Genomic DNA, 25,285 nt, shown 5'->3' on the forward strand with positions numbered 1-25,285 from the left:
CGGACGGGTTTGCTGAACATTCGTCGCCGTCAGCAAGACAGCGGTAGGGAGCAGACCAACAGTGTCAGGAGTACAGACGGGTATAACATAGTTAGGGCTTATCTTTAGCCTAAAGAAATCCAGTGTGTTTTTCGTACTATGTGACTGCCAATGGACATTCCCACCAGCAGTAACCCAGTCGCCACCTTAACGTTTTTTAACCGCTGACGTCCATTCCCCACAGCGATTTCGTGGTTATTTTCTGTACTGACTGCAAATAGCCTTATTAACGGCCAGCGAACAGAAATCGAACAGGATAATGAACCAGTATCACAGTAACAAATCAGCATATGCGCCCATCAACATCCTGTGCAACGCAGGCATGCTGACAGAAAATCATGAAAAAGACGGGCGTGAGTCTCGCAGATACGACAACGGCCTGCAGGCAGGCCGTTGCTGAGGAAAAGGATTTCCGAAGGATTTCCGAAGGATTTCCGAAGGATTCCGATCTGTGCCGCTTAGCGCTTCGGTGAGTCCTGCCGCGGGTTCTCGTGATACATGGCTTCGATCTGCTGATGATACCGCTGTTGAATCACTTTTCGACGCAACTTCTGGGTTGGGGTCAGTTCTCCCTCATCCATAGAGAAGGCTTTGGGCAGTAAGGTGAACTTTTTCACCTGCTCGAACTTGGCGAGATCTTTTTGCAACTCGGCGATGCGTTTCTCGACCACGGCCATAATCTGGCTGTGCCTGAGCAGCTCCAGACGGTTGTGATACTTAATATTCAACTCGCGGGCATGATTTTCCAGGGTTTCAAAACAAGGCACCACCAGCGCAGACACGAATTTGCGGGCATCGGCAATCACCGCAATCTGCTCGATCATCGAATCTTTACCAATCGCCCCTTCAATCACCTGAGGCGCGATATACTTGCCGCCAGAAGTTTTCATCAACTCTTTAATCCGGTCGGTGATGAAAAGATTTCCCTGTTCATCAAATTTTCCGGCATCACCGGTTTTCAAAAAACCGTCCGCGGTAAAGTTCGCCGCGGTTTCTTCCGGCAATTTGTAGTACCCGCGCATCACCATGGGTCCGCGTACCAGAATTTCACTGTTCTCGCCGATTTTCACTTCAGCGCCGGGCATCAGGCTGCCAATTGAATCGGCGTTAAAGCCAGTATCGTCCCAGCAGGAGACAGTCGCTGTGGTTTCCGTCATCCCGTAACCCAGTTTGACATTGATACCGATGGCGTGAAAGAAACGTCCGATCCCGGCATCCAGCTTAGCGCCGCCGCACGGCATGAACTTGATGCGTCCGCCCAGCACGTCACGCAACTTTGACAGCACCAGCTTGTCCGCCGCTTTGTGGGCGATGTTTAACCAGGCTGCAGGCCGGCGCTTCTGTTGCCGGCAGGTCGCCATACGGTGGCCAATGGCCAGCGCGGCGTGAAACAGCGCCCGGCGATGCACAGGCGCTGCCGCCACTTTGGCCTGCACCGCACTGTAGATTTTCTCGTACACACGCGGAACCGCCGACATCACATTCGGACGCACTTCCACCAGCGCCTCACGCACCGCATTGGTGTCGGTCAGGTAGCAGTTGATACCACCGCGGTGCAGCACATAGAAAGTCCAGGCACGTTCGAACACATGGGATAATGGCAGAAAACACAAGGAGACATCCCCTTCACTCAAGGCCAGCTTCTGATCATGGCCCTGCAGCTGCGCGGCAATATTGGCATAATCCAGCATCACCCCTTTCGGTGTGCCTGTGGTGCCTGAGGTGTAGATCAGGGTCAGCAAATCATCCATCCGGCAATCGGCCAGACGGGCCTGCAGTTCACTCTCCTCACCGTCTCCGCCCTGGGCAACAAACTGCTGATAATCACATACCAGTGGATGATCAGTCTGATCACAGGTCCCATCCATCAGCACGATGCGCTCCAGCTGCGGATACTCTGCCGCGATCTGCACTGCCGCCTCCAGTTGGGCAGCCTCGCCCACAAACAGCACCTTGATGTCGGCGTTATTGATGATATAGGCCGCCTGCTGCGCGGTACTGGTCGGATAAATCGGCACCGTCACCCCGCGCAGGAACAGGGTCGACAGATCGGCGACCGTCCAGCGGGCCATATTGGGCGAAAAGATCCCGACTTTATCCTGAACGCCGACGCCCTGGGCCAGCAGCGCCAGTGACAGCTGGTGAATCTGCTCACCCAGCATCTGCCAGCTGATGTTCCGCCACTGGCCATCCTGAAGATAACGCAGCGCAGTGCGGCTCCCGAAACGGGCGATCTGGTGCTGAATACGGTGAACAATGTGGTAGTCAAGTGGTGACATAAACGGCTCTGCCATGAAATTAGCTTACAGCTGTTCGCTGAAGGAGCGGAAAGTCTACTGATCGGACATCAAAAGGCAACAGAGATCATCTGCGTGACAGACAGAATGCTGCATGGCTCTCACTCCTGGACATGGCATGAATCCATTCGGCGACAATTCGCACGCAAATCCGGCGCCAGAAAAAAGAAACGGCCGTTTTTCCGAAGAAAAATAGCCGTATTCAGCACTCTAAACTTAGCGACATTTAACAGGTGACTTGCTCGCAGATCGCCACTAACTGTTCGCGCAGCCACTGGTGGCCCTTGTCTTTTTGCGACGACTCATGCCAGCTCAGGTAACCGCTGATACGCTTGCCTTCAAACGGTAGCGTCATCAGCTGAAGCGACAAGGTCTCCGCCATGGATTCCGCCAGCCATTTCGGCATCACGGCAATCAGATCCGACTGACCAACCACATACATCATATTGCTCAGACTGCCGCCCTGATAAGCGATATGGCAGCCCGGAGACTGGTGATAGACGGCTTCGGCAAACCCGCGCGCACCCTGTACCGGCTGCAACACAGCGTGTTTTTCTGCCATAAATTCATCAGCACTCAGCGCCCCCTGAATGCGGGGGTGGTTTCCGGCAGCGACCACCACCAGCTCGTCTTTGAACAATTCAGTCGAGGTGAAGCCCTGATCATCAAAACGCAGATAATCGATGACAAAATCCAGCTCCTGATAGCGCAGTTTCTGCACCATATCGCTTTCGATCCCCGCTTCCAGTGCAACCTGGGCTTTGGGCGCCAGATCACCCAGCTGACGCAGGATGTGAGGGGCGAAACGGATGTCGAGCGGATTACATACCGCCAGACGGAATAAACGGTTCGATGTTTCCGGCAGGAAAGTCGAAGACGGCAGTTCGTTTTTAATGAGCTGCAGCGCCTGACGCACAGGACCGAATAATTGCTTGGCTCTGGTGGTCGGCTGGATGCCTCTTCCATGGCGAATGAACAGCTCATCATCAAAGGTGGTTTTCAGCCGCGCCACGGCATTGCTCACCGCTGGCTGAGACATACCCAGGTTATGTGCTGCTCGGGTGATATTCTGCTCCTGCATCACCGCATCAAATACTGTCAGCAAGTTCAGATCCACATTCCGCAGGCTCAGGCCCATGGAAAGATTTTCTGCTGCTTGGAAAGACATACCTCTACGTGCCATTTCTGACCTCTTCTTCGAATAATCCAGAGAGTCCTGCTCCCGCGAATCAGGGCACAACACCCTCACATACCCATTAGAAAACTGGGGGTAATCAGTATTATTCAAAAAAATGATGACACCAATACCCTGAGAGGACCCAACCCGATTCTAACAGTATGATATAGGTCAATATTGAACGATAGTCCAAACAAAAACAAGCAGATAAATTCGTTATAAAAATATCTAAAAGGATATAAAACAATATGACTAAAGATGAATTTCAATTACTTAGAAGGGAATCAGACACCTGACGCGTCAGCCACGTCAGGGAAAAAAAGCAATCAATAAGTCCCAGTGATTAATGATCGCTCACCGGACAGCCCGGCGTTTGGGGATAAATCAGACACAATTTCAAGCACAGGCTCCGGGAAGCTGACCGGTTCCCAGAGGGACTGGCACAGGGCTTCCACCGGCGGGCGGTTTTCTTCCTGTAACCAGCGCGCAACTGCCAGCGCCACGTCCGGCCAGATCACCTGCCCCGGCGAATGGCTGTCGAGCCAGTTGCGTAACGCGGCCGCATCGAGTGAATGCATGCCGACCGCCAGCCCCATCAACTCCAGCGTCGCCACATTGCTCAGCTGTTCGTACTGACCTTGCAGCGGTTTGAGCAATAACTTCTTGCCCAGTGCGATGGCTTCAGACGGCAACTCAAAGCCACCGTTCGCTATCACCCCGTCGCACACAGCCAGCCGCTGATGAAAGCCGGTCCGGCTCAGTGCGCAGACCTGCACATTGTCCTGCTGATAATCCTGCCGCACCGAGGGGTGATAACAATAAAAAGTCACCGCGGAAAAGCGGGTCAGCATCGCCAGCACTTGATCCAGTGCTTCAAAAGGCAGGTACACCAGGATGGCGCCATCGGACTGCACCGCTAAGCCGGTCGACTGGGGCACGATCGGCGGCAGGATCGGGGCGCCGAAATGGTACCAGTGCAATCCCAGGGGTTGATCGGTCGGTGCGAAGAAGCGGATCAGCCTGCGGTCCAGCCAGCTTTCCCCTTCTTTGGGTACATCGTACAGAAATGCGCTCTGATGACTGAGCCCCAGACTGGGAATCCCCTGCCGGCGGGCGGCCCAGGCGGAAACCGGCTCAAAATCATTGATCACCAGATCATAGCCGGACAGATCCATCGCCTTGACCTCCTGCCAGAAATTCAGCAATGAATTGCGCCGGAAGGTTTGCCACTGATTCACCTTGCCATGCTCAGTGATAAAGGTCAGCCCCTTCGAGGTGCGATAATCACCGAAACACGCCATATCAAAATAGTCTTCAGCCGGACGGCCGGAGAAATGAAAATCGACGCTCACCCCAAGCTGATCAAAGGCTCTGGCCATTTCTCTGGCCCGGGAAATGTGGCCGTTGCCAGTTCCTTGTACGCCGTAAAGTATCTTCATATCGCCCCCTTGACGACATCAAAGCACATCATGCCAAGCAAGGCGCCCGCCACAATATCGGTAATAAAATGCACGCCCAGCAGCACACGGGAGAATCCGATCAGCATGGCCCAGGGCCAGACCAGCCAGGCTGCAGCCGGGTAAAAAGTAGAAATTAAAGACGCCATCAGAAAAGCGGCAGCGGTGTGACCGGACGGCAGGCTGTATTTGTCAGAAGGTTGAATAAAACTGGGCAACTGCGCCGGACGATTGCGTTTAAAGGTGTTTTTCAATAGCAGGTAGACAGGCAATTCCAGCAGAAAAGCCAGTAACCCCAGACCTAAGACCTGACCGCCCTGTTGCCGGTCAAATACCCAGGCCAGCAAGCCAAACAGTAAGTACAAGGGCCCGTCGCCCGAACGGGAGATTATCCGGCTCAGTGTCGCCACCGGCTGGTTAAAGCGGTGACACAGACATAAACTGGAAAAGGCATAATCAAAGCGCTGAATGGGTACTAAAACAGTCACTGCCATAGCACAATTCTCCTCTTAACCTGTGCAGCCAGATTAAGAAGCGGATGTGACAAGCGGGTGACGATTTCGAGGAGGGATAATGACAATCATCGTCTTTGCGCGGGCAGAAGGGAGCGGGGATGGCTGCGCGCTCAACAGAGTTGCGTGATAACCGCAGCTCGACGAGAACCAAAGCAGGTCAGACTCCCCTGCTCTCCTATCTAAAATGCATAAAGATACAATTATCGCTTGACGCTAGTCTGTACAATTTGATATTCCTTTGGTCAACAACACAGCGGATCAAAAAAACAATGCAAACACAATTCACCCTTCTACTCAGCCTACTCCTTCTCGTGACCAGTCGCGTGGGTAGCTGATGGGTGAAATTCACCGCTAACAATTCAGATTAACCCGCGCCCAAGCGCGGGTTTTTCGTATAAAGGCCCGGCGTACAGGACGCGACCAAGCCATTATTAACAGGCAGGCCAACTAAAAAGGAAGCAATCATGAACGATCAGGTCATTATATTCGACACCACCTTGCGCGACGGCGAACAGGCCTTGTCCGCCAGCTTAACGGTGAAAGAGAAGCTGCAGATTGCCTATGCCCTGGAGCGCCTGGGCGTCGATATTATTGAAGCTGGCTTCCCGGTGTCCTCGCCGGGCGATTTTGAGTCGGTGCAGACCATCGCCAGGCACATCAAGAACAGCCGCGTCTGTGCCTTGTCCCGTGCCGTGGCCAACGACATTGATGTCGCTGCCGAATCGTTAAAAGTTGCCGAAGCCTTCCGAATCCATACCTTCATCTCCACCTCCACCATTCATGTTCAGGACAAACTGCGCCGCAGCTATGATGATGTGATCGACATGGCGGTGGCTGCCGTGACCCGTGCCCGTAAGTACACCGACGATGTCGAGTTTTCCTGTGAAGACGCCGGCCGTACCCCAATCGATAACCTGTGCCGTATGGTTGAAGCGGCCATCAAAGCCGGCGCAACCACGGTCAATATCCCGGACACGGTTGGCTATACCCTGCCGAGCGAATTTGGCGGCATCATTTCCCAGCTGTTCAACCGCGTACCGAACATAGACAAAGCCGTCATTTCGGTGCACTGCCACGATGATCTGGGCATGTCGGTCGCTAACTCCATGGCTGCCATTCAGGCCGGTGCCCGTCAGGTCGAAGGCACGATCAACGGGATTGGCGAGCGCGCCGGTAACTGTGCGCTGGAAGAGATCGCCATGATCATCAAAACCCGCGCCGAGCTGCTGGGTGTCACCACCAATATCAAGCACGAAGAAATTTCCCGCACCAGCAAAATGGTCAGCCAGCTGTGTAACATGCCGATTCAGTCCAACAAAGCCATTGTCGGTGCCAATGCCTTCAGCCACTCGTCGGGGATTCACCAGGACGGCGTGCTGAAGAACAAGAACACCTACGAGATCATGACCCCGGAATCTATCGGACTGAAAAACCAGGCGCTGAACCTGACCAGCCGCTCCGGTCGCGCGGCCGTCAAGAGCCACATGGACAGCATGGGTTACAACGACAACGAGTACAACTTAGATACCCTGTATGCCGATTTCCTGAAACTGGCCGACCGCAAGGGCCAGGTATTCGATTACGATCTGGAAGCCCTGATGTACTTCGCCAACATGCGCGAGGAAGACGACTACTTCAAACTGAACTACCTGAGCGTCCAGTCAGGCAGCGTGATGGCGACCACCAGCATCAAACTGCAGTGCGGTGACGAAGAGAAATGTGAAGCCGCGGTCGGGAATGGTCCGGTCGATGCGCTGTACCAGTGTATTTACCGTTTAACCGGCTATGAAATCGCTCTGGACAAGTTTGACCTGACCGCCAAAGGCGAAGGGGAAGACGGCCTGGGTCAGGCGGATATTATTGCCAACTACAAAGGCCGCAAGTACCACGGGACCGGTCTGGCAACCGACATTGTTGAAGCGTCCGGACAGGCTCTGCTGCATGTGATCAACAGCATCCATCGCGCCGAGCAGATTGCAGAAATTAAACAGAAAACAAAAATGGAGACAGTATAACCATGGCAGGTCAACGCTATAAAATTGCCGTGTTATCCGGCGACGGGATCGGTCCGGAAGTCATGCGTCAGGCACACAAAGTGCTGGACGCCATTGAAGCCCGGTTTGGCTTCACCCTGGAGCGTGAAGCATATGATGTAGGTGGCATTGCCATCGACAATCACGGCTCACCGCTGCCGGATCACACCCTGAAAGGCTGCGAAGCTGCTGATGCTGTGCTGTTCGGCTCGGTCGGCGGCCCGAAATGGGAACACCTGCCCGCCAATGAGCAACCGGAACGCGGGGCGCTGCTGCCGCTGCGCAAGCACTTCCAGCTGTTCTGTAACCTGCGTCCGGCGCAGATCCACAGTGGTCTGGAAGCCTTTTCTCCCTTGCGTGCCGACATCTCCGAGCGAGGTTTTGACATCGTGGTGGTGCGTGAGCTGACCGGCGGCATCTACTTTGGTCAGCCGAAAGGCCGCGAAGGGGAGGGTGCGATGGAAAAGGCCTATGATACTGAGGTTTATCATCGCTATGAGATCGAACGTATCGCCCGTATCGCGTTTGAGTCTGCCCGTCTGCGTCGTAAGAAAGTCTGCTCCATCGACAAAGCGAACGTGCTGCAAAGCTCAATTCTGTGGCGCGAAGTGGTGGAAGGGATCGCCAAAGATTACCCGGATGTCGAACTGAGCCACATGTACATCGACAACGCCACCATGCAGCTGATCAAAGATCCGTCGCAGTTTGACGTCATGCTGTGTTCCAACATTTTCGGTGACATTATCTCCGACGAATGCGCCATGATCACCGGCTCTATGGGCATGCTGCCTTCGGCCAGCCTGAACCAGGACAAGTTCGGCATGTATGAACCGGCCGGCGGTTCAGCGCCGGATATCGCCGGTAAAAACATCGCCAACCCAGTGGCACAGATTCTGTCTGCCGCCCTGATGCTGCGCTACAGTCTGGGTCAAGAAGAAGCGGCACGCGCCATTGAGCAAGCCGTCTCCCAGGCACTGGAAGCCGGTGAACTGACAGCGGATCTGGCCGGCAACCGCCCGGCCCTGTCGACCGACGCCATGGGCGATAAAATCGCCGCCTACATCCGCCAGGCATAAGCCGAACGACGAGGAGCAAACGAGCAATGTCAAACACAACACACACAGCCAAAACGCTGTACGAAAAAGTCTATGATGCCCACGTCGTGGTCGCCGCCGAAGGTGAAAACCCGATTTTGTATATCGACCGCCACCTGGTGCACGAAGTCACCTCACCGCAGGCCTTTGATGGCCTGCGCGAAAAAGGCCGCCCGGTTCGCCAAACCGGCAAAACCTTCGCCACCATGGACCACAACGTGTCGACGCAGACTAAAGACATCAATGCGTCGGGCGAGATGGCACGTATCCAGATGGAAACCCTGGCCAAGAACTGTAAAGATTTCGGCGTCACCCTGTATGATCTGAACCACAAATACCAGGGCATCGTCCATGTCATGGGGCCTGAGCTGGGGATTACCCTGCCGGGCATGACTATCGTGTGCGGCGATTCCCACACCGCCACCCATGGGGCGTTCGGCGCGCTGGCCTTTGGGATCGGGACGTCTGAGGTTGAGCACGTGCTGGCCACCCAGACCCTGAAACAAGCCCGGGCCAAAACCATGAAGATTGAAGTCAGAGGCAAAGTCGCCCCTGGCATCACAGCCAAAGACATTATTCTGGCGATCATCGGCAAGACCACAGCTGCCGGCGGTACCGGCTATGTGGTGGAGTTCTGCGGCGAAGCGATCACCGATCTGAGCATGGAAGGCCGGATGACGGTCTGTAACATGGCCATTGAGCTGGGTGCCAAGGCCGGCCTGATTGCCCCGGATCAGACCACCTTTGATTACATCAAAGGCCGTCACTTTGCTCCCACCGACGCCAATTTTGACGCCGCTGTCGAATACTGGCAGACCCTGAAATCCGATCCCGATGCCCAGTTCGACCACGTGGTCACCCTGGATGCCAAAGACATCAAACCACAGGTGACCTGGGGCACCAACCCGGGTCAGGTCATTGCCATTGATGAGCCGATTCCGGCCCCGGACAGCTTCAGCGATGCGGTTGAGCGCTCTTCTGCCGCCAAAGCACTGGCCTACATGGGTCTGGAAGCGGGTAAAAAGCTGGCCGATTTCCCGATTGATAAAGTCTTCATCGGCTCTTGCACCAACTCCCGCATTGAAGATATGCGAGCTGCCGCCGCGGTTGCCAAAGGCCGCAAAGTCGCCCCCCATGTGCAGGCACTGGTGGTGCCCGGTTCTGAGCAGGTCAAAGCACAGGCCGAACGCGAAGGGCTGGACAAAATTTTCATTGAAGCCGGTTTTGAATGGCGCCTGCCGGGCTGCTCTATGTGTCTGGCGATGAACAACGATCGCCTGGGGCCAGGGGAGCGCTGCGCCTCGACCAGTAACCGTAACTTCGAGGGCCGTCAGGGCCGCGATGGCCGCACTCACCTGGTGAGCCCGGCGATGGCCGCTGCCGCCGCCTGTGCCGGTCATTTCGTGGATATCCGCGAGCTGGACCAAGCCACCGTCGCCACCGCCTAATCTGAGAGGAAACAAACATGGCAGGAATCAAACAACATACTGGACTGGTGGTGCCGCTGGATGCCGCGAACGTCGACACTGACGCCATCATTCCGAAGCAGTTTTTGCAGAAAGTGAACCGGACCGGTTTTGGCAAGCACCTGTTTCACGACTGGCGTTTTCTCGATGACGCCGGCCAGCAGCCAAATCCTGAGTTCGTCCTCAACTACCCGCGCTATCAGGGCGCCAGTATCCTGCTGGCCCGTGAAAACTTCGGCTGCGGCTCCTCACGCGAGCACGCCCCCTGGGCCCTGGCTGACTACGGCATCAAGATCATGATTGCGCCGAGCTTTGCCGACATTTTTTATGGTAACGCAATCAACAACCAGATGGTGCCGGTGCGCCTGACGGATACCGAAGTGGACGAGATTTTCCAGTTTGTCGACGCCAACCAGGGCGCTGAGGTGACAGTGGATCTGGAAAGCATGACGGTCAGTGCCAACGGCAAAACCTACGCATTCGAGATTGACGAATTTCGTCGCCACTGCCTGCTGAATGGTCTGGATAACATCGGCCTGACCCTGCAGCACGAAGATAAAATCGCTGCGTATGAAAGTCAGATCCCGGCCTTTCTGGCCTGATCTATACTGTCAGTGCTGACTGACTCAGACACCCTGCTCCGGCAGGGTGTTTTGTTCAGCGCCGGTACCGGAAAGAAACACCCTTTACTTCGGTCTGTTGAATATCAATCTTTTGACAGAGGTGTTCACATGTATCCGCTACGCCAAATCCTGACTGTGTTGAGCATGCTCACCTTGCTCAGCCTGTCTTTCGTCACACTCGCAGCGCCCAAAGCCGATCTCTGGCCTTTGTGGCAGGCCAGCAACCCGGGCAGTACCGAAAAAATTGACCATACCCGCTGGCAAACCCTGCTCAACGACTATCTGCTGGTCGCCCCCGGGCAGACCCGCTTTCGTTATGCCGCGGTCAGCGCGCAGGATAAAACCGCGCTGGCTCGCTATCTGGACCAGCTCACCGCGCTGGACCCGCGCCGCTACAACCGTAATGAGCAATTTGCCTACTGGGTCAACCTGTATAACGCCCTGACGGTCAAAGTGATTCTGGATAACTATCCGGTCAGCTCGATCACCAAACTCGGTGGTTTGTTCAGCTTCGGCCCCTGGGATGAAAAGCTGATCACCATCAGCGGCCAGAGACTGTCACTCAATGATATTGAACACCGCATTTTGCGCCCGATCTGGCAGGATAAGCGAGTTCATTACGTGGTGAACTGTGCCAGTTTAGGCTGCCCGGATCTGCTCCCTGAGGTCATGCAGGCCGATCAGCTGGAGCAGCAACTGGACTTGGCCGCCAGACGCTTTATCAACAGCGAGAAAGGGGTTTCTGTGCGCGGCCAGCGTGTCCGCCTGTCGTCGATTTATGACTGGTATCAGAGTGATTTCGGCACCCTGGCTGAGCTGCAAACACACCTGAATCAATATCTCAGCCGGCCGGTGACCCTGACATCACCAACTTACGATTACGACTGGCGACTCAATGAGCTCAAATAGCCTCAGCTGACAACTGACAACTGACTAGCGCCTCAGGATTCACAGCCGGCCGCAATTGTGGCTGGCAACCTGTCCCGGCCGCGTTTACAATGAGAGCCGTTCTCATGGGGAGTCTTCGGGCTGAGATCGTACGGCGTACGGGACCCATTGAACCTGAACCAGATCATGCTGGCGGAGGAATTGAGAAAAACTGAGAGACAAGAAAGCACATCTTTACCCGCTTATCGTGCCTTTCCGGGAAACCTTCCCTCTCACTCAACCCCGCGCCTTGAAGAAATCGGAATTCCCTGTTTAACAGGAACTCAGGAGCGCTTTGTGAAACACCAACTGATAGCTTTACCCCTGCTGGCTGCCGCCACGTCTGCCGCGGCCGCTCAACCGACTTTAACGGTTTACACCTACAGCTCTTTCACCGCCGACTGGGGACCAGGTCCGGCCATCGAAACGGCTTTCGAAAAAGAATGCGACTGCGATCTTCAGTTTGTCGCCCTCGACGATGGCGTGTCGATCCTCAACCGGGTTCGTCTGGAAGGCAACAGCAGCAAAGCCGATCTGCTGTTAGGACTGGATAACAACCTGATGGCGGAAGCCAAGAAAACCGGCCTGCTGGCCACACACCAGGTCGATACCACGGCGGTTACCCTTCCGGGCGGCTGGAACGATGACACCTTTGTGCCTTTCGACTATGGTTACTTCGCTTTCATTTATGACAGCAAGAAACTGAGCAACCCGCCAGAGAGCCTGAAAGCCCTGGTTGAGCGCGACGATCTGACCATGATTTACCAGGATCCGCGCACCTCAACGCCGGGACAGGGTCTGATGCTGTGGGTGAAATCTGTCTATGGCGATCAAGCCGCCGCAGCCTGGCAGCAACTGGCGAAGAAAACCGTGACTGTGACCAAAGGCTGGTCAGAGGCCTACAATATGTTCCTCAAGGGCGAGGCCGATCTGGTGCTCTCTTACACCACCTCACCGGCCTACCACCTGATTGCCGAGCAAGACGACAAGTACAAAGCCGCCAACTTCAGCGAAGGGCACTATCTGCAGGTGGAAGTCGCCGCTAAACTCAAAAACAGCCGCAACAGTGCGCTGGCTGATCAGTTCCTGGCCTTCATGCTGACCCCGGGCTTCCAGTCACAGATTCCAACCGGAAACTGGATGTATCCGGTGACCAATCAGACACTGCCAGAAGGCTTCAGCAGCCTGCCCCTGCCTGCCAAGTCGCTGGAATTTTCCGCCGATGAAGTCGCGAAAGAGCGTAAAAGCTGGATTCGCGAGTGGCAGACTGCCCTGACCCAGTAAGGCAATAGGACAGATCTTGTTACTCTCCCGTTCCAGCCTGCCCGGCCTGTTCAGCGCCGGGCTGATCCTGATTGTCGTCGGCGGGGCGCTCAGCGCGCTGCTGACTCAGGCCACCGAACTGCAGCCGCTCAGCTTGTGGCAGGATCCTTACCTGCGTCATGTCACGGCCTTCAGCTTCAAGCAAGCGCTGCTCTCGACCCTGCTCAGTGTGATACCGGCGATTCCTGTGGCTTACGCCCTGTCGCGACGCCGTTTCCCGGGCCGCACGATACTACTGCGCTTATTCGCGATGACAGTGGTGCTGCCGGTACTGGTGGCGGTATTCGGCCTGCTGGCAATTTATGGCAACAGTGGTTTGCTGGCCCAATGGCTGGCCGCTTTAGACATGCGTCTGCCGTTCAGTATTTACGGTCTCAACGGCATTCTGCTTGCCCATGTGTTCCTGAATCTGCCGCTGGCAAGCCGTTTACTGCTACAAAGTCTGGAAGGCATTCCGGCCGAACAGCATCAGTTGGCTGCCCATCTGGGCATGAAAGGCTGGCCGCTGTTCCGGCTGGTTGCCTGGCCGCGGCTGCGCCAGCAACTGCCGCAGGTCGCCGGGCTGGTGTTCATGCTGTGCTTTACCAGCTTTGCGGTCATTATGTCGCTCGGTGGCGGCCCGAAAGCCACCACAATCGAGCTGGCCATCTATCAGGCGCTGAGGTACGACTTTGATCTGGCTGCCGGTGCCATGCTGGCGTTATGGCAGATGCTACTGTGCTGCTCGTTGGTGTTGTTCAGCCAGCGCTTTGCCAAACCGCTGTCCACACTCAGCGGCCGGGTCCGCCAGGGGCATCCGAATTATCTCGACAGCCACACGGCAAGGGTGTGGGACGGATGCTGGATTGGCTTGGTACTCTTGTTAGTTCTGCCGCCTATGCTGGCGGTCCTGAGTGCCGGTCTGAACAGCCAGCTACCGCAACTGCTGGCCACCCCGGCCCTGTGGCAGGCCGTGACCCACTCGTTACAGATCGCAGCGCTGGCCTGTGTGCTGGCACTGATCAGCGGTATCACCATACTCTGTGCCAGCCGTTACTGGCGGCTGCAACGCTACCGCCTCTCTGCCGACGGACTGGAGCTGATCGGCACCATTATTCTGGTCACTCCAGGGCTGGTGATCAGCACGGGGTTGTTTTTGCTGCTGCGCGAATTCACCGACGTCTTTGCCTCAGCCTTTTGGGTCGTGGTGGCCGTCAATGCCCTGATGGCACTGCCTTATGTGATCAAAACCCTGAGCCAGCCGATGCTGCATCTCGCCCAGCAATACAATCCGCTGTGCCAGAGCTTGGGCATGCGCGGCCTGTCGCGCCTGTACCTGGTGGAATGGCGGGCACTGCGTAAACCGATTGCGCAGGCGATGGCGATCAGCTTCGTGCTGTCACTGGGCGATCTGGGCGCGATTGCGCTGTTCGGCAGCCAGGATTTTCAGACCCTGCCCCTGTACCTGTTCCAGCTGATGGACAGTTATCAGATGGAAGCCGCCGCCGTTGCCGCCCTGCTGTTGCTCTTGCTCAGCCTGGGCATTTTCACTGCGGTGGAAAACCTGCTCTTGCCCCGCTCTCCCTCATCTGCCCGCACTGCGAATGGATAACGTATGACTGCACCTATGCTCTCTTTGTCGCAACTGAGCCATTGCTACCGCCACCCTCATCAGGCGCCGATGCAGCTCAGCTTTGATCTGTCGGTCGCACCGGGAGATATTCTGGCGGTGATCGGCCCCAGCGGGGCGGGCAAAAGTACCCTGCTGGCGATGATCGCCGGCTTTCTCAAGCCGGACAGCGGCGAGCTGAGGATCAACGGTGAAGTGATCGACCGGCAAAATCCGGCCGAAAGGCCGCTGTCGATCCTGTTTCAGGATCACAACCTGTTTCCGCATCTGAGCGTGTTTGACAATATTGCGCTGGGGATCCATCCCGGGCTGCGCCTCAGCGCCGCTGACAAAGCCTCCGTCAAAGACGCGGCAGAACGGGTCGGTATTGGCCGTTATCTGGATCGCTTGCCTGAGCAGTTATCCGGCGGTCAAAAACAGCGGGTGGCTGTGGCACGCTGCCTGGTCAGACACCGTCCGCTTCTCTTGCTGGATGAGCCGTTTTCCGCGCTGGATCCGGCGCTGCGACAAGAAATGCTGGATCTGATTGCCAGTCTGGCCAAAGAAGCCGGGATCACGGTACTGATGATCACCCACAGTCCGGACGATGCCCTGAAAATTGCCGATCACTGCGCCTTTGTCGAACAGGGAGAAATCCGGGTATGCGGCCCCACCCAGCAAGTGCTGGGGGAGCCGGAAGATGAAAGATTAAGGAAGTATCTCGGGCGATGAATGCTGAAGATCCGCTCAGCGGATCCCGCCCGGTGAATTACAGATTTTCTTCAGCAAATTCCGCCAGACGGCTGCGGACCACACCATTGAGGTAGATGTTGGCGCTGCCCTCGAAGTTCTTAAATCGTTCAACGATATAGGTTAAGCCTGATGTGACAGGCGACAGGTAAGTGGAATCGATCTGCGCCAGGTTACCGGAACAGACCAGCTTAGTGCCTTCACCACAGCGGGTGATGATGGTCTTGATTTGCGACGCGGTCAGGTTCTGACACTCATCCAGCAACACGAAAGCGTTCTGAATCGAGCGGCCGCGCATGAAATTGATGGATTTAAACTGAATATTGGCTTTTTCGAAGATGTATTTCATCGAACCGTCCGTGCAGACATCGTGCTTATGCAAGGCCTCCATGGTGTCTGTCACAGCCGCCAGCCAGGGCATCATTTTCTCTTCTTCCGTGCCCGGCAGGAAACCGATCGATTCAGCAATGTCCGGGGTATTGCGGGTCACAATAATCTTGTCGTACATGCCTTTTTCGATCACCAGCTCCAGGGCGGCAGCCATGGCGAGGATCGTCTTACCACACCCGGCCGGGCCGGTCAGGATCACCAGATCAATCTCAGGATCGAGCAGCGCGTCCATCGCCATGCCCTGATAAATATTCTTCGGATGAATGCCCCATGCCTGTCGGTGCATCAGGCGCTCATGCCCCAGATCTTTCAGGGTCACCATTTCGCCGTCCAGACTCTGGATCCGGGCCGCGAAATCTGTGTCTTCATCAATCAGGTACTGATTGACGAAAGGCGATTCAAACAGCTCTTGCGGCAGCGTATGCAAGGTGGAGCGGCCGCGTTTTTCAGAATGACACTCACCCACACGCTCCCAGAAACTGGCCGGATAGCGGTGGAACCCTTTGGTCAGCAGGCTGACATCATCAATCAGCTGATCTGAGCGATAGTCGTCAACGTAAAACACCCCGGCGCCTTTAGCCCGCAGGCGCATGTTGATGTCTTTGGTGATCAGCACCACCTTGCGCGGCGCATAATGGTTCTGGAGGTAGAGCACCCCATTGAGAATCCGGTTGTCCCCGGCTTTGTCGGCAAAGGCATGCACAGTTTCGTGAATTTCGTAATCGGCGAAAATCGCGATACGGCCTTTGTGGTCACCTTGCTCGGTCAGGGGGATCCCGGCTGAGATTTGTTCCGGTGTGGCATCGTGGAAGATATCTTCAAGGGCGCGGATCGCAACACGGGCATCGCGGGCAACGTCACGTTTGCTGTCTTTGATCCGGTCGAGTTCTTCCAGGACCGTCATGGGAATCACGACGTCGTGCTCTTTGAAAGAGTAGATGGCGAGGGGTTCATGTAACAGGATGTTGGTATCAAGTACAAAGACTTTCCTATCAGCATCGTCCATAGACGTCTCCTTGTTCACCTGAAATAGCCATTGGCAAAGGCTATCATTCATAAGCCTAAACCCGCTTTTCATTAATGACCGCAAAAAATGAAAATATTGTGACAATTTTCTCACTTGTTGGGTCCATCACTTAGCCCGTGACCTGGCTCCCATCATGCAGTACCATTAGCCCCCTTTTTTGCCGGCGCCATTTGTGGCTTACACTTAATTTCAGTGTAGTTGATATATTCATCGTCGCCGGGATCCAATTCTCCTTGATTTCAAATATTTAGAAGGTTTTGTCCACTATGCCATTTGCTTTGGGTCAACGCTGGATCAGTGATACTGAAAGTGATTTAGGGTTAGGAACTGTGGTCGCCATGGATGTGCGTACGGTTACCCTGATGTTTGCCGCCAGCGAAGAGAATCGCGTATATGCCCGCCATGATGCCCCTGTCACCCGCGTGATGTTCAACGCCGGTGATGTGACTGAGAGTCAGGAGGGCTGGTCGCTCAGGGTCGAGCAAGTGGAAGAACAACAAGGGGTGCTGACCTATATCGGCACCCGCACTGATACCGGGGAAGAAAATGTGTCGCTGCGCGAAATCTTCCTCAGCAACCAGATCCGTTTTAACAAGCCGCAGGACAAGCTGTTCGCCGGTCAGATTGACCGCATGGACCGTTTCGCCTTGCGCTACCGCGCCCTGAAAAACCAGCACCAGCAGCACAAGAGCCCGCTGCGCGGCCTGTGCGGCATGCGTGCCGGCCTGATCCCGCACCAGCTGTTCATCGCCCATGAAGTGGGCCGCCGTTTTGCGCCACGGGTTCTGCTGGCCGACGAAGTGGGCCTGGGTAAAACCATTGAAGCCGGCATGATCATCCACCAGCAGGTGCTGGCAGGACGTGCCGAGCGCATACTGATCCTGGTGCCGGAAACCCTGCAGCATCAGTGGCTGGTCGAAATGATGCGCCGCTTCAACCTGTATTTCTCTATCTTCGATGAAGAGCGCTGTGTCGAGGCCATTGCCGAGGCCGCCAATCCGTTTGAGACCGCGCAATACGTGCTGTGCTCCCTGGATTTTCTGCGCAAGAGCCGCCGTCGTTTTGAGCAAGCGCTGGACGCCGACTGGGATTTACTGGTGGTCGATGAAGCCCACCATCTGGTGTGGAGTGAAGAAGCGCCGAGCCGTGAATATCAAGTGGTGGAAGCTCTGGCCGAGAAAACGCCGGGCTGCCTGTTGCTGACCGCCACACCGGATCAGTTGGGCCATCAGAGCCACTTCGCCCGCCTGCGTCTGCTCGACCCGGATCGTTTCTACGATTACGAGGCCTTTCTCGATGAGGAGCGCCAGTACGCCCCGGTCGCCGATGCAGTGTCAGAGCTGCTGGCCGGTCAACAACTGGACGACCACAGCCGCGCGACCCTGATCAGCCTGCTGCCGGAACAGGACATTGCCCCGCTGCTGGACACCCTGACCGCTCAGGGAGATGAAGATGCTCAGCGTGCCGCGCGCCAGGAGCTGATCGATAACCTGATGGACCGCCACGGCACCGGCCGAGTGCTGTTCCGGAATACCCGCTCCGCCGTGCAGGGCTTTCCTCAGCGTCACCTGAACCTGTATCCGCTGGCGATGCCGTCGCAGTACAGCACGGCCATGCGTGTCGCCGGCATGATGATGGGGAAAATCAGCGAAGAACAAAAAGTGCTCAAACTGCTGTATCCGGAAGATATCTATCAGGAGTTTGAAGGCGAATCGGCCACCTGGTGGAACTTCGACCCGCGGGTGAGCTGGCTGCTGGATTTCCTCAAAGCCAACCGCAACGAAAAAGTGCTGGTGATCTGCTCCCGCGCGCAAACGGCGCTCAACCTGGAGCAGGCGCTGCGTGAAAAAGAAGGCATCCGCGCCACTGTGTTCCATGAAGGCATGTCGATTCTGGATCGCGACAAAGCGGCGGCTTACTTCGCTCAGCTTGAAGACGGCGCACAAGTGCTGCTGTGTTCAGAAATCGGCTCTGAAGGCCGCAATTTCCAGTTTGCCAACCAGCTGGTGATGTTCGATCTGCCCAACAACCCGGATTTGCTGGAACAGCGGATTGGCCGTCTGGACCGGATCGGCCAGCAGCGGGATATCGAGATCCATGTTCCGCATCTGCAGGGCACCTCGCAGGCACTGCTGGCGCACTGGTACAACGAGGGCCTCAATGCCTTTGAAGAAACCTGTCCGACTGGCCGCGCCGTGTATGAAGCCATTCAGCCACAGCTGATCTCCCTGCTGGCCAGTGACAACCACAGCCCCGAGGCGCTGGACTCGCTGATCGCCGACAGTGCCCGGATGCACACGGAGCTGAAGCGCAAAATGGAACAGGGCCGCGACCGTCTGCTGGAAATTCATTCCAACGGTGGCGATGCCGCCCGTGAACTGGTCGAACAGATTGCCGCCAAAGACGGCGACACCAATCTGGTCACCTTTGCGCTGGGTCTGTTTGATACCGTCGGCCTCAATCAGGATGACAGAGGCGAGAACGCCCTGGTGATCACCCCGTCTGAGCACATGCTGGTCTCCAGTTTCCCGGGCTTGCCGCAGGATGGTTGCACCATCACCTTTGACCGGGATACCGCGCTGTCGCGGGAAGACATGCACTTTATCAGCTGGGAACACCCGATGATTCAGGGCGGGATTGACCTGCTGCTGTCGGAAGGTATCGGCACCACAGCGGTGTCTTTGCTCAAGAACAAAGCCCTGCCTGCCGGAACCCTGTTGTTAGAGCTGGTGTACGTGGTGGATGCCCAGGCGCCGAAGCAATCCGGGATTGGCCGCTTCCTGCCGCATACCCCAATCCGTATTCTGCTGGATGGCAAAGGGAATAACCTGTCGGATAAAGTGGAATTCGAAGGCTTTAACCGTCAGCTGAGCCCGGTCAACCGCCACCTGGGCAGCAAGCTGGTCAACTCAGTGCAGAAGGAAATTCATGCTCTGATTGCCGCCGGGGACCAGCTCGTCGAACCTGAACTGGATAAAGTCCGTCAGGCCGCGCAGCAGGAGATGGAAAACACCTTAGGTGCCGAACTGGCTCGCCTGCAGGCGCTGAAATCCGTCAACCCGAACATTCGTGATGATGAGCTGGCGCTGCTGCAAAGCCAGATTCAGGATCTGAGTGCTTACATCAGCAAAGCCCAGATCCAGCTCGATTCACTGCGTCTGATCGCGGTCAGCCATAACTGATGGGCTGACATCCGGGGCGGTAGGCACTCCCTGCCGCCCTGTGTTACCATCCTGCCGCCGCATATGCGAACAACCTGAGACAGTCCAATCATGAAACCCTTACCGCCGCTGGCCTATCATCCGCCGACCGATCCCTGGCTGGATGTGCTGTATGTCGATCGCGATATCATTGCCATCAACAAACCTTCCGGTTTGCTGTCCAATCCGGGACGGGATCCGGCGCATGCCGACAGCGTCCTGAACCGGGTGCTGGCTGACTATCCCAAAGCACAGATTGTCCATCGGCTGGATATGGCGACTTCCGGCCTGATCGTCCTGTCGCTCAATAAAGATGCCGAACGGCACCTCAAAGCCCAGTTCCGGGAGCGTCAGACTGAAAAGGTCTACTACGCCCGAGTCTGGGGCACGCCGGAGCAAACCGAAGGCACAGTCGATCTGCCGCTGATTTGCGACTGGCCCAACCGCCCGATGCAAAAAGTCTGCTTCGAACACGGCAAACCCTCGGTCACCCACTATCAGGTGCTGGAAAGCGACGGTCAGAGCAGCCTGATCCGGCTGCGCCCGGTGACCGGCCGCTCCCATCAGCTCAGGGTCCACATGCTGGCACTGGGCCATCCGATTCTGGGCGACGGGTTTTATGCCCATGAGGAAGCCAAAGCTCTGGCCCCGCGCCTGCAATTACACGCGGCGGAACTGAGTTTTTTCCATCCCTACAGCAACGAAGCGCGCCATGTATTCGCCCCGTGCGAATTCTTTCCCGACGCGCCCGAACGGACGCTGTAAAGCCCGGACCGGCCTGATCTGCCGACCACTGAGTCGGCAGCTTGGCTGACCCGCTTGCAGCCGGCGACCCGCTGGTGTTTACTGTGTGCCATCAAGTACACGCATCAGCAGGGAGCCAGAGTGATGCAACAGATCGTTTTTCTCGACCGTGACACCATCCCCCATCAAATCACACTGCCCCGTCCGGCCTTTGCGCACCAGTGGCAGGAATACCCGGCCACCGCTCCTGTGCAGATTGTGGAACGGCTGCAACAGGCCACCATCGCCATCACCAATAAAGTCGTGCTCAATGCCGACACTCTGCGTCAGCTGCCGCAGCTGAAAATGATCGCCATTGCCGCCACTGGCACCAATAATGTCGATCTGGACTACTGCCGCGAGCACGGCATAGTGGTCAGTAACATTCGCGGTTATGCCACCGGCTCGGTGCCTGAGCATGTGATTGCCGTGCTGTTTGCGCTCAAGCGCAATCTGTTCGCGTACCATCAGGATATTCAGGCCGGTGTCTGGCAGGAGAAAAAACAGTTTTGCTTTTTCACCCACCCGATTGGCGATGTGGCCGGCAGCACACTGGGGGTGATCGGGAGTGGCAGTCTGGGGCAGGCCGTCGCGAAACTGGCCTCAGCCCTGGGCATGAAGGTCGTATTTGCGGAGCGCAAAGGCGCGGCCACCTGTCGCGACGGCTATCTGCCATTTGCGCAGGTACTGCAAACCGCCGACGTCATCACCCTGCACTGCCCGCTCAGTGCGGAAACAACCAATATGATTTCAGCTCCCGAACTGGCGCAGATGAAACCCGGCAGCCTGCTGATCAATACCGGCCGCGGCGGACTGGTTAACGAAGCAGATCTGGTTGAAGCGCTGCGATCCGGCCACCTGGGCGGTGCCGGGTGCGATGTGTTTACCCAGGAACCTGCCGACGCCTCAAACCCGCTGCTGGCCAACGCAGATTTGCCCAATCTGCTGCTGACGCCCCATGTCGCCTGGGGCGCTGACTCGGCGATTCAGGCGCTGGCCAACCAGCTGATCGACAATCTGGAAGGCTTCGTCGCCGGACGCCCCCAGCACTGTGTCTGAGGGCCTGGCCCCTTACTTAAAGCCTTTTTCTTTTTTTATCAGCTCGTAAGCTGCCGTCAGTTCCTGAGCTTTCTGCTTCGCCAGCTCCATCATCTCAGGCGGTAAGCCTTTTGCCGCCAGTTTGTCGGGGTGGTGCTCGTTCATCAGTTTACGGTAAGCGCGTTTGAGATCTTTCGGGCTGGCTTCTTTTGCGACCCCCAGCAGTTCATACGCATCACTGAGTTGATCCCGGGTGGGTGCCTGACGGAAACCGCCCTGCTGTTGCTGTGACTGCTGACGATAGAAACCGCCTCCCTGCTGAAAACGAAACGCCGCTTCCTGCATATGCAGACGCCTTTCCAGCTGCTGATCGGAAAAACCCAGCGCCCGGCCAATCACAAACAAGAGCTGACGCTCTTTCGGATGCAGGCTGCCATCGGCAAACGCGGCCTGGATCTGGAGTTCAAGAAAAAACTGCAGTAAATCGAGCCGGCCCGTGCCTTGCTGGCGAACCCGGGCTAAGGTGTCCTGAAGCGGAAAATCTTCTGACTTGCCGTCGCGAAAGGCATCCTGCGCCAACCGGCGTGCTTCACCGTGCAGTTGCATGCGGTCCATAATGGCGCTGGCGACACGAATTTCCTCCTGAGTCACCCGGCCTTTCGCCTTGGCCATATGACCCATCACCGCAAATGCCGCATGAAAAAACGCCGCCTGACGTTCATGCTGCTCTGCCTGACCCTGGCTGAAACGACCAAAACTGCCACCCTGATATACACCGGCACGTGCCCGATCGAACTTATGACCCAAAAAGATGCCTAATAACAACCCGATAGGTCCACCAAGAAGGAAACCAAAAAATGCCCCTAAAATCTTGCCCAACACCTGCATGTTATACTCTCTGGTAATTTGCTAAATTGTGCTCACGAATGCCGTCTAGTCTTACGAAAAGAGATCCGTTTGTCAGCGTGACTTGCTGCCATAAAGCACAGTGCCGTCTGATAAAGACCTCGCGGCATCATAGCAGAAAAAACAATAATGAATTTATCCGGTCCGATGATGACAGCGCCCCATAGAGATGCCGACAAGCAGAAATTGCTTTATCATAGCAGCCTTTATTGAGGGCACGGCAGGGCCGCTCTGGACACCTTTGCGCTATATCATGAACACAGGAATATAAATCTCAATGTCATTCACTTCTCGCAGCTTATTGGCGACCATGATCAGCATAGCTTTATATGGCCCGTCAGCTTTCGCCAATGATGCCCTCATTGAGAATGAAGCCAGCCCGACGGCAGAAGAAGAGCTTGCCCTGGTCAAAGGCATGTGCCTGACCCCGGATCCCAGTGAAGGTGATCCCAATAATGCCCCGATCAGAATCACCGCAGATCAGGCTGAAGCGGACAGCGATGCCAGCGTGACCTACTCCGGCGATGTGGTCGTGCGGCAGGCCAACCGGACAGTGGCTGCCGATGTCGCCACCATGAACCAGCAGAACAATACGGTCAGTGCCGAAGGCAACGTGTATTTCCACGATGGCACCATTGAAGTCTATGCAGACAGCATGCGCAACAACCTGGATACCGACGATGCCGAAATCAACAATGCTGTCTACAGCCTGACCTGTGAAGCCGGCCGGGGCGAAGCCACTAAAATTGAAAAGCAGGGTATGACCTACTACCGTCTGCGCAACGGCACCTACACCACCTGTCCGCCCGGCGACAAAAGCTGGCAGTTTACCGCCACCAGCATTGAACGCGAGGCCGACTCGCCGTTCGCCGACCTCTATAACGCCCGCTTTGAAGTACTGGATGTGCCGGTGTTCTACATGCCTTACCTGCGTGTACCTGTGGGTGACGAGCGTCTGACCGGTTTCCTGTATCCGACCGTGAGTTACGGTTCCCGTGACGGTTTTGAGCTGGAAACCCCGTTTTACTGGAATATCGCCCCGAACTACGATCTGACCTTTACCCCGAAATACATGAGTAACCGCGGCCTGCAGCTCAACAGCCAGTTCCGCTATCTCTCCGACCTGGGGCAAGGCAGCCTGAAAGGGGAATATCTCGGCAGTGATGACGCCGCTGACAACAGTGATGCACGCTGGGCCTATAACTGGTCCCACAACGGCCGCTATGAAGATAACTGGCTGTTCAACATTGATTACAGCAAGGTCAGTGACGTGACCTATTTCTCGGATGTCGATTCAGAAATCGGCCGCCGGGAAGACAACAACCTGCTGCAAACCGGTGAAGTGACCTATCAGGAAGAAAAATGGAACTCGACCTTGCGGGTCAGAAACTTCCAGCCGCTGACGCCGGGCGTGTCGTCCAACTACCGTCTGATGCCGCAGCTGACCTTCAACTACTACGAGCCTGAGCTGGGCTATGATCTGGACTTTGGTTTCCTGAGCCATATCAGCCGGTTTGAAAATGACGACTCGACGAAACCATCCGCCGACCGGGTTCATTTAGAACCGTCTCTGACGTTGCCCTTCGCCACTCCCTGGTGGTCGATGACCACAGAAGCCAAACTGATGTATACCTACTACAATCAGGAATTCGATCCCATGGTTGCCGGCCTGGAAGATCTGGAAGAAACCGCGTCCCGCACTGTGCCCAGTCTGCGAATGCTGACCGGCCTGTATTTCGAGCGGGATACCGACCTGTTTGGGGATGCCTATGTCCAGAGTCTGGAGCCGCAACTCCAGTACCTCTACATCAAGAATGTGGAACAAAGCGACATTTACGGCTCGTACGACACCACGATTCTGCAAACCGATTATTACGGCCTGTTCCGTGACCGCCGCTATTCCAGCGTCGACCGCATTGCCGCTGCCAACCAGTTTACTGTCGGTGCCACCACCCGCTTTTTCGACAGTAATCTGAAAGAACGCTTCAACCTCGCCTTTGGCCAGATCTTTTACCTCAACGATTCCGGCCGGAATTTACAGGAAGAAGGCGAATCGCAGCCCAATTATTCCGCCTCGGCGTTTGAGTCTGATTTCAACTTTAATGACTGGCTCTTCTTCCATGGCGGCCTGCAGTACGATGCCAGTGAAAAAGACATGCAGTTTGCCAATGCCGCGCTGGAATACCGCGAGGGCGGCCTGTTCAGTCAGCTCAATTATCGCTACGTGTCAAAAGAGTACATTCGTCAGAGCCTGCCGGATAATAACCAGATCGATAATTACACCGAAGAAGGTATTTCTCAGGTGGGTTTCTCAACCGGCTTCCCGATTCATGCCGGACTGAGTGTGCGCGGCGATTACTACCACGACGTGACAGAAAATCAGATGGTGGAAGGCCAGGTCTCCCTCAATTACCGCTCCGACTGCTGGATGATCACGCTGGGTTACAACCAGTACATGGTGGCGCGCAGCAACGTTAATACGCAGCCGGTTGAATACGAACAGAACTTCAGTATCTCGTTCTCACTGCTTGGCCTGGCAGGTGTGGCTCCTGTCGGTGCGTCGTCAGCCAGTGGCAATGCCATTGCGTACGGACGACCTTTCTACCTGAACAATTAACAGGCCGGGCCAAGGCCCGCCCTAACCAACCGCGC

18 protein-coding genes and 1 riboswitch are annotated in these 25,285 nt (G+C 56.0%); of the genes, 12 read left to right on the forward strand and 6 right to left on the reverse strand.

Features of this window, described 5'->3' with window-relative positions:
- Nucleotides 1–497 precede the first annotated feature (497 nt).
- The 4 genes from LN341_RS13430 to LN341_RS13445 form a co-directional block, all read right to left on the reverse strand.
- The gene (locus tag LN341_RS13430) at nucleotides 498–2,318 is read right to left on the reverse strand and encodes a long-chain fatty acid--CoA ligase (protein ID WP_234205055.1); all 1,821 of its coding nucleotides are present in this window, start codon (nucleotides 2,316–2,318) and stop codon (nucleotides 498–500) included.
- Between the two features lie 244 nt (nucleotides 2,319–2,562).
- On the reverse strand, nucleotides 2,563–3,519 hold the full coding sequence (gene leuO / locus LN341_RS13435; RefSeq protein WP_234203568.1) for a transcriptional regulator LeuO: 957 nt from the start codon (nucleotides 3,517–3,519) through the stop codon (nucleotides 2,563–2,565).
- Between the two features lie 320 nt (nucleotides 3,520–3,839).
- Nucleotides 3,840–4,952: an MJ1255/VC2487 family glycosyltransferase gene (locus LN341_RS13440; RefSeq protein WP_234203569.1), complete on the reverse strand. Its 1,113-nt coding sequence runs from the start codon at nucleotides 4,950–4,952 to the stop codon at nucleotides 3,840–3,842.
- Entirely contained in the window at nucleotides 4,949–5,464 is a 516-nt protein-coding gene (locus tag LN341_RS13445; protein WP_234203570.1) for a phosphatase PAP2 family protein, read from the reverse strand. Before LN341_RS13445 ends, LN341_RS13440 begins: the two co-directional genes overlap by 4 nt.
- A gap of 485 nt (nucleotides 5,465–5,949) precedes the next feature.
- Between LN341_RS13445 and leuA the strand changes: the two genes are divergently transcribed.
- The 8 genes from leuA to thiQ all read left to right on the forward strand — a co-directional run bounded on the left by leuA (nucleotide 5,950) and on the right by thiQ (nucleotide 15,271).
- Complete coding sequence (leuA, locus tag LN341_RS13450; protein WP_120511778.1) at nucleotides 5,950–7,500, forward strand: 2-isopropylmalate synthase; 1,551 nt, start codon at nucleotides 5,950–5,952, stop codon at nucleotides 7,498–7,500.
- A 2-nt stretch (nucleotides 7,501–7,502) separates the two neighbouring features.
- Nucleotides 7,503–8,594 (forward strand): 3-isopropylmalate dehydrogenase, encoded by a 1,092-nt coding sequence (leuB, locus tag LN341_RS13455; RefSeq protein WP_234203571.1) that lies wholly within the window; start codon nucleotides 7,503–7,505, stop codon nucleotides 8,592–8,594.
- Between the two features lie 26 nt (nucleotides 8,595–8,620).
- Complete coding sequence (leuC, locus tag LN341_RS13460; RefSeq protein ID WP_234203572.1) at nucleotides 8,621–10,060, forward strand: 3-isopropylmalate dehydratase large subunit; 1,440 nt, start codon at nucleotides 8,621–8,623, stop codon at nucleotides 10,058–10,060.
- 17 nt (nucleotides 10,061–10,077) lie between these two features.
- Nucleotides 10,078–10,680 (forward strand): 3-isopropylmalate dehydratase small subunit, encoded by a 603-nt coding sequence (leuD, locus tag LN341_RS13465; RefSeq protein ID WP_234203573.1) that lies wholly within the window; start codon nucleotides 10,078–10,080, stop codon nucleotides 10,678–10,680.
- Between the two features lie 150 nt (nucleotides 10,681–10,830).
- On the forward strand, nucleotides 10,831–11,610 hold the full coding sequence (locus LN341_RS13470) for a DUF547 domain-containing protein (protein WP_370643746.1): 780 nt from the start codon (nucleotides 10,831–10,833) through the stop codon (nucleotides 11,608–11,610).
- A 95-nt stretch (nucleotides 11,611–11,705) separates the two neighbouring features.
- Nucleotides 11,706–11,808: riboswitch (TPP riboswitch) on the forward strand.
- 117 nt (nucleotides 11,809–11,925) lie between these two features.
- Nucleotides 11,926–12,912, forward strand: a complete 987-nt coding sequence (gene thiB, locus LN341_RS13475) for a thiamine ABC transporter substrate binding subunit (RefSeq protein ID WP_370643649.1) — start codon at nucleotides 11,926–11,928, stop codon at nucleotides 12,910–12,912.
- A 16-nt stretch (nucleotides 12,913–12,928) separates the two neighbouring features.
- On the forward strand, nucleotides 12,929–14,542 hold the full coding sequence (gene thiP, locus LN341_RS13480) for a thiamine/thiamine pyrophosphate ABC transporter permease ThiP (RefSeq protein WP_234203574.1): 1,614 nt from the start codon (nucleotides 12,929–12,931) through the stop codon (nucleotides 14,540–14,542).
- Nucleotides 14,543–14,545: 3 nt separating this feature from the next.
- A complete protein-coding gene (thiQ, locus tag LN341_RS13485; RefSeq protein WP_234203575.1) occupies nucleotides 14,546–15,271 on the forward strand; it encodes a thiamine ABC transporter ATP-binding protein in 726 nt (241 codons plus the stop codon).
- A gap of 37 nt (nucleotides 15,272–15,308) precedes the next feature.
- Here thiQ and LN341_RS13490 read toward each other — a convergent pair whose 3' ends face one another.
- Nucleotides 15,309–16,685, reverse strand: coding sequence for a PhoH family protein (locus LN341_RS13490; RefSeq protein ID WP_046222228.1), 1,377 nt, complete (start codon nucleotides 16,683–16,685; stop codon nucleotides 15,309–15,311).
- Between the two features lie 287 nt (nucleotides 16,686–16,972).
- Here LN341_RS13490 and rapA point away from each other — a divergent pair, with 287 nt between their 5' ends.
- From rapA to LN341_RS13505, 3 genes are all read left to right on the forward strand, one after another.
- Nucleotides 16,973–19,888, forward strand: a complete 2,916-nt coding sequence (rapA, locus tag LN341_RS13495) for an RNA polymerase-associated protein RapA (RefSeq protein ID WP_234203576.1) — start codon at nucleotides 16,973–16,975, stop codon at nucleotides 19,886–19,888.
- A 90-nt stretch (nucleotides 19,889–19,978) separates the two neighbouring features.
- On the forward strand, nucleotides 19,979–20,671 hold the full coding sequence (gene rluA, locus LN341_RS13500; RefSeq protein WP_046222226.1) for a bifunctional tRNA pseudouridine(32) synthase/23S rRNA pseudouridine(746) synthase RluA: 693 nt from the start codon (nucleotides 19,979–19,981) through the stop codon (nucleotides 20,669–20,671).
- A 123-nt stretch (nucleotides 20,672–20,794) separates the two neighbouring features.
- Entirely contained in the window at nucleotides 20,795–21,748 is a 954-nt protein-coding gene (locus LN341_RS13505) for a D-2-hydroxyacid dehydrogenase (protein WP_234203577.1), read from the forward strand.
- Nucleotides 21,749–21,760: 12 nt separating this feature from the next.
- Here LN341_RS13505 and djlA read toward each other — a convergent pair whose 3' ends face one another.
- Entirely contained in the window at nucleotides 21,761–22,615 is an 855-nt protein-coding gene (gene djlA, locus LN341_RS13510) for a co-chaperone DjlA (protein WP_234203578.1), read from the reverse strand.
- Between the two features lie 295 nt (nucleotides 22,616–22,910).
- Here djlA and lptD point away from each other — a divergent pair, with 295 nt between their 5' ends.
- Nucleotides 22,911–25,250, forward strand: a complete 2,340-nt coding sequence (lptD, locus tag LN341_RS13515; RefSeq protein WP_234203579.1) for an LPS assembly protein LptD — start codon at nucleotides 22,911–22,913, stop codon at nucleotides 25,248–25,250.
- Nucleotides 25,251–25,285: the final 35 nt, after the last annotated feature.

This window comes from Photobacterium sp. TLY01, assembly GCF_021432065.1.
In the GTDB taxonomy this organism is placed as follows: domain Bacteria; phylum Pseudomonadota; class Gammaproteobacteria; order Enterobacterales; family Vibrionaceae; genus Photobacterium; species Photobacterium halotolerans_A.

What these genes read in the sequence shown, in the direction of transcription:
- leuD (WP_234203573.1), top strand. Translation starts at nt 10,078, where the DNA reads ATGGCAGGAATCAAACAACATACTGGACTGGTGGTGCCGCTGGATGCC.
- leuA (WP_120511778.1), top strand. Translation starts at nt 5,950, where the DNA reads ATGAACGATCAGGTCATTATATTCGACACCACCTTGCGCGACGGCGAA.
- thiQ (WP_234203575.1), top strand. Translation starts at nt 14,546, where the DNA reads ATGACTGCACCTATGCTCTCTTTGTCGCAACTGAGCCATTGCTACCGC.
- rapA (WP_234203576.1), top strand. Translation starts at nt 16,973, where the DNA reads ATGCCATTTGCTTTGGGTCAACGCTGGATCAGTGATACTGAAAGTGAT.
- LN341_RS13430 (WP_234205055.1), bottom strand. Translation starts at nt 2,318, where the DNA reads ATGTCACCACTTGACTACCACATTGTTCACCGTATTCAGCACCAGATC.
- LN341_RS13440 (WP_234203569.1), bottom strand. Translation starts at nt 4,952, where the DNA reads ATGAAGATACTTTACGGCGTACAAGGAACTGGCAACGGCCACATTTCC.
- LN341_RS13445 (WP_234203570.1), bottom strand. Translation starts at nt 5,464, where the DNA reads ATGGCAGTGACTGTTTTAGTACCCATTCAGCGCTTTGATTATGCCTTT.
- leuO (WP_234203568.1), bottom strand. Translation starts at nt 3,519, where the DNA reads ATGGCACGTAGAGGTATGTCTTTCCAAGCAGCAGAAAATCTTTCCATG.
- djlA (WP_234203578.1), bottom strand. Translation starts at nt 22,615, where the DNA reads ATGCAGGTGTTGGGCAAGATTTTAGGGGCATTTTTTGGTTTCCTTCTT.
- rluA (WP_046222226.1), top strand. Translation starts at nt 19,979, where the DNA reads ATGAAACCCTTACCGCCGCTGGCCTATCATCCGCCGACCGATCCCTGG.
- leuC (WP_234203572.1), top strand. Translation starts at nt 8,621, where the DNA reads ATGTCAAACACAACACACACAGCCAAAACGCTGTACGAAAAAGTCTAT.
- LN341_RS13490 (WP_046222228.1), bottom strand. Translation starts at nt 16,685, where the DNA reads ATGGACGATGCTGATAGGAAAGTCTTTGTACTTGATACCAACATCCTG.
- lptD (WP_234203579.1), top strand. Translation starts at nt 22,911, where the DNA reads ATGTCATTCACTTCTCGCAGCTTATTGGCGACCATGATCAGCATAGCT.
- LN341_RS13505 (WP_234203577.1), top strand. Translation starts at nt 20,795, where the DNA reads ATGCAACAGATCGTTTTTCTCGACCGTGACACCATCCCCCATCAAATC.
- leuB (WP_234203571.1), top strand. Translation starts at nt 7,503, where the DNA reads ATGGCAGGTCAACGCTATAAAATTGCCGTGTTATCCGGCGACGGGATC.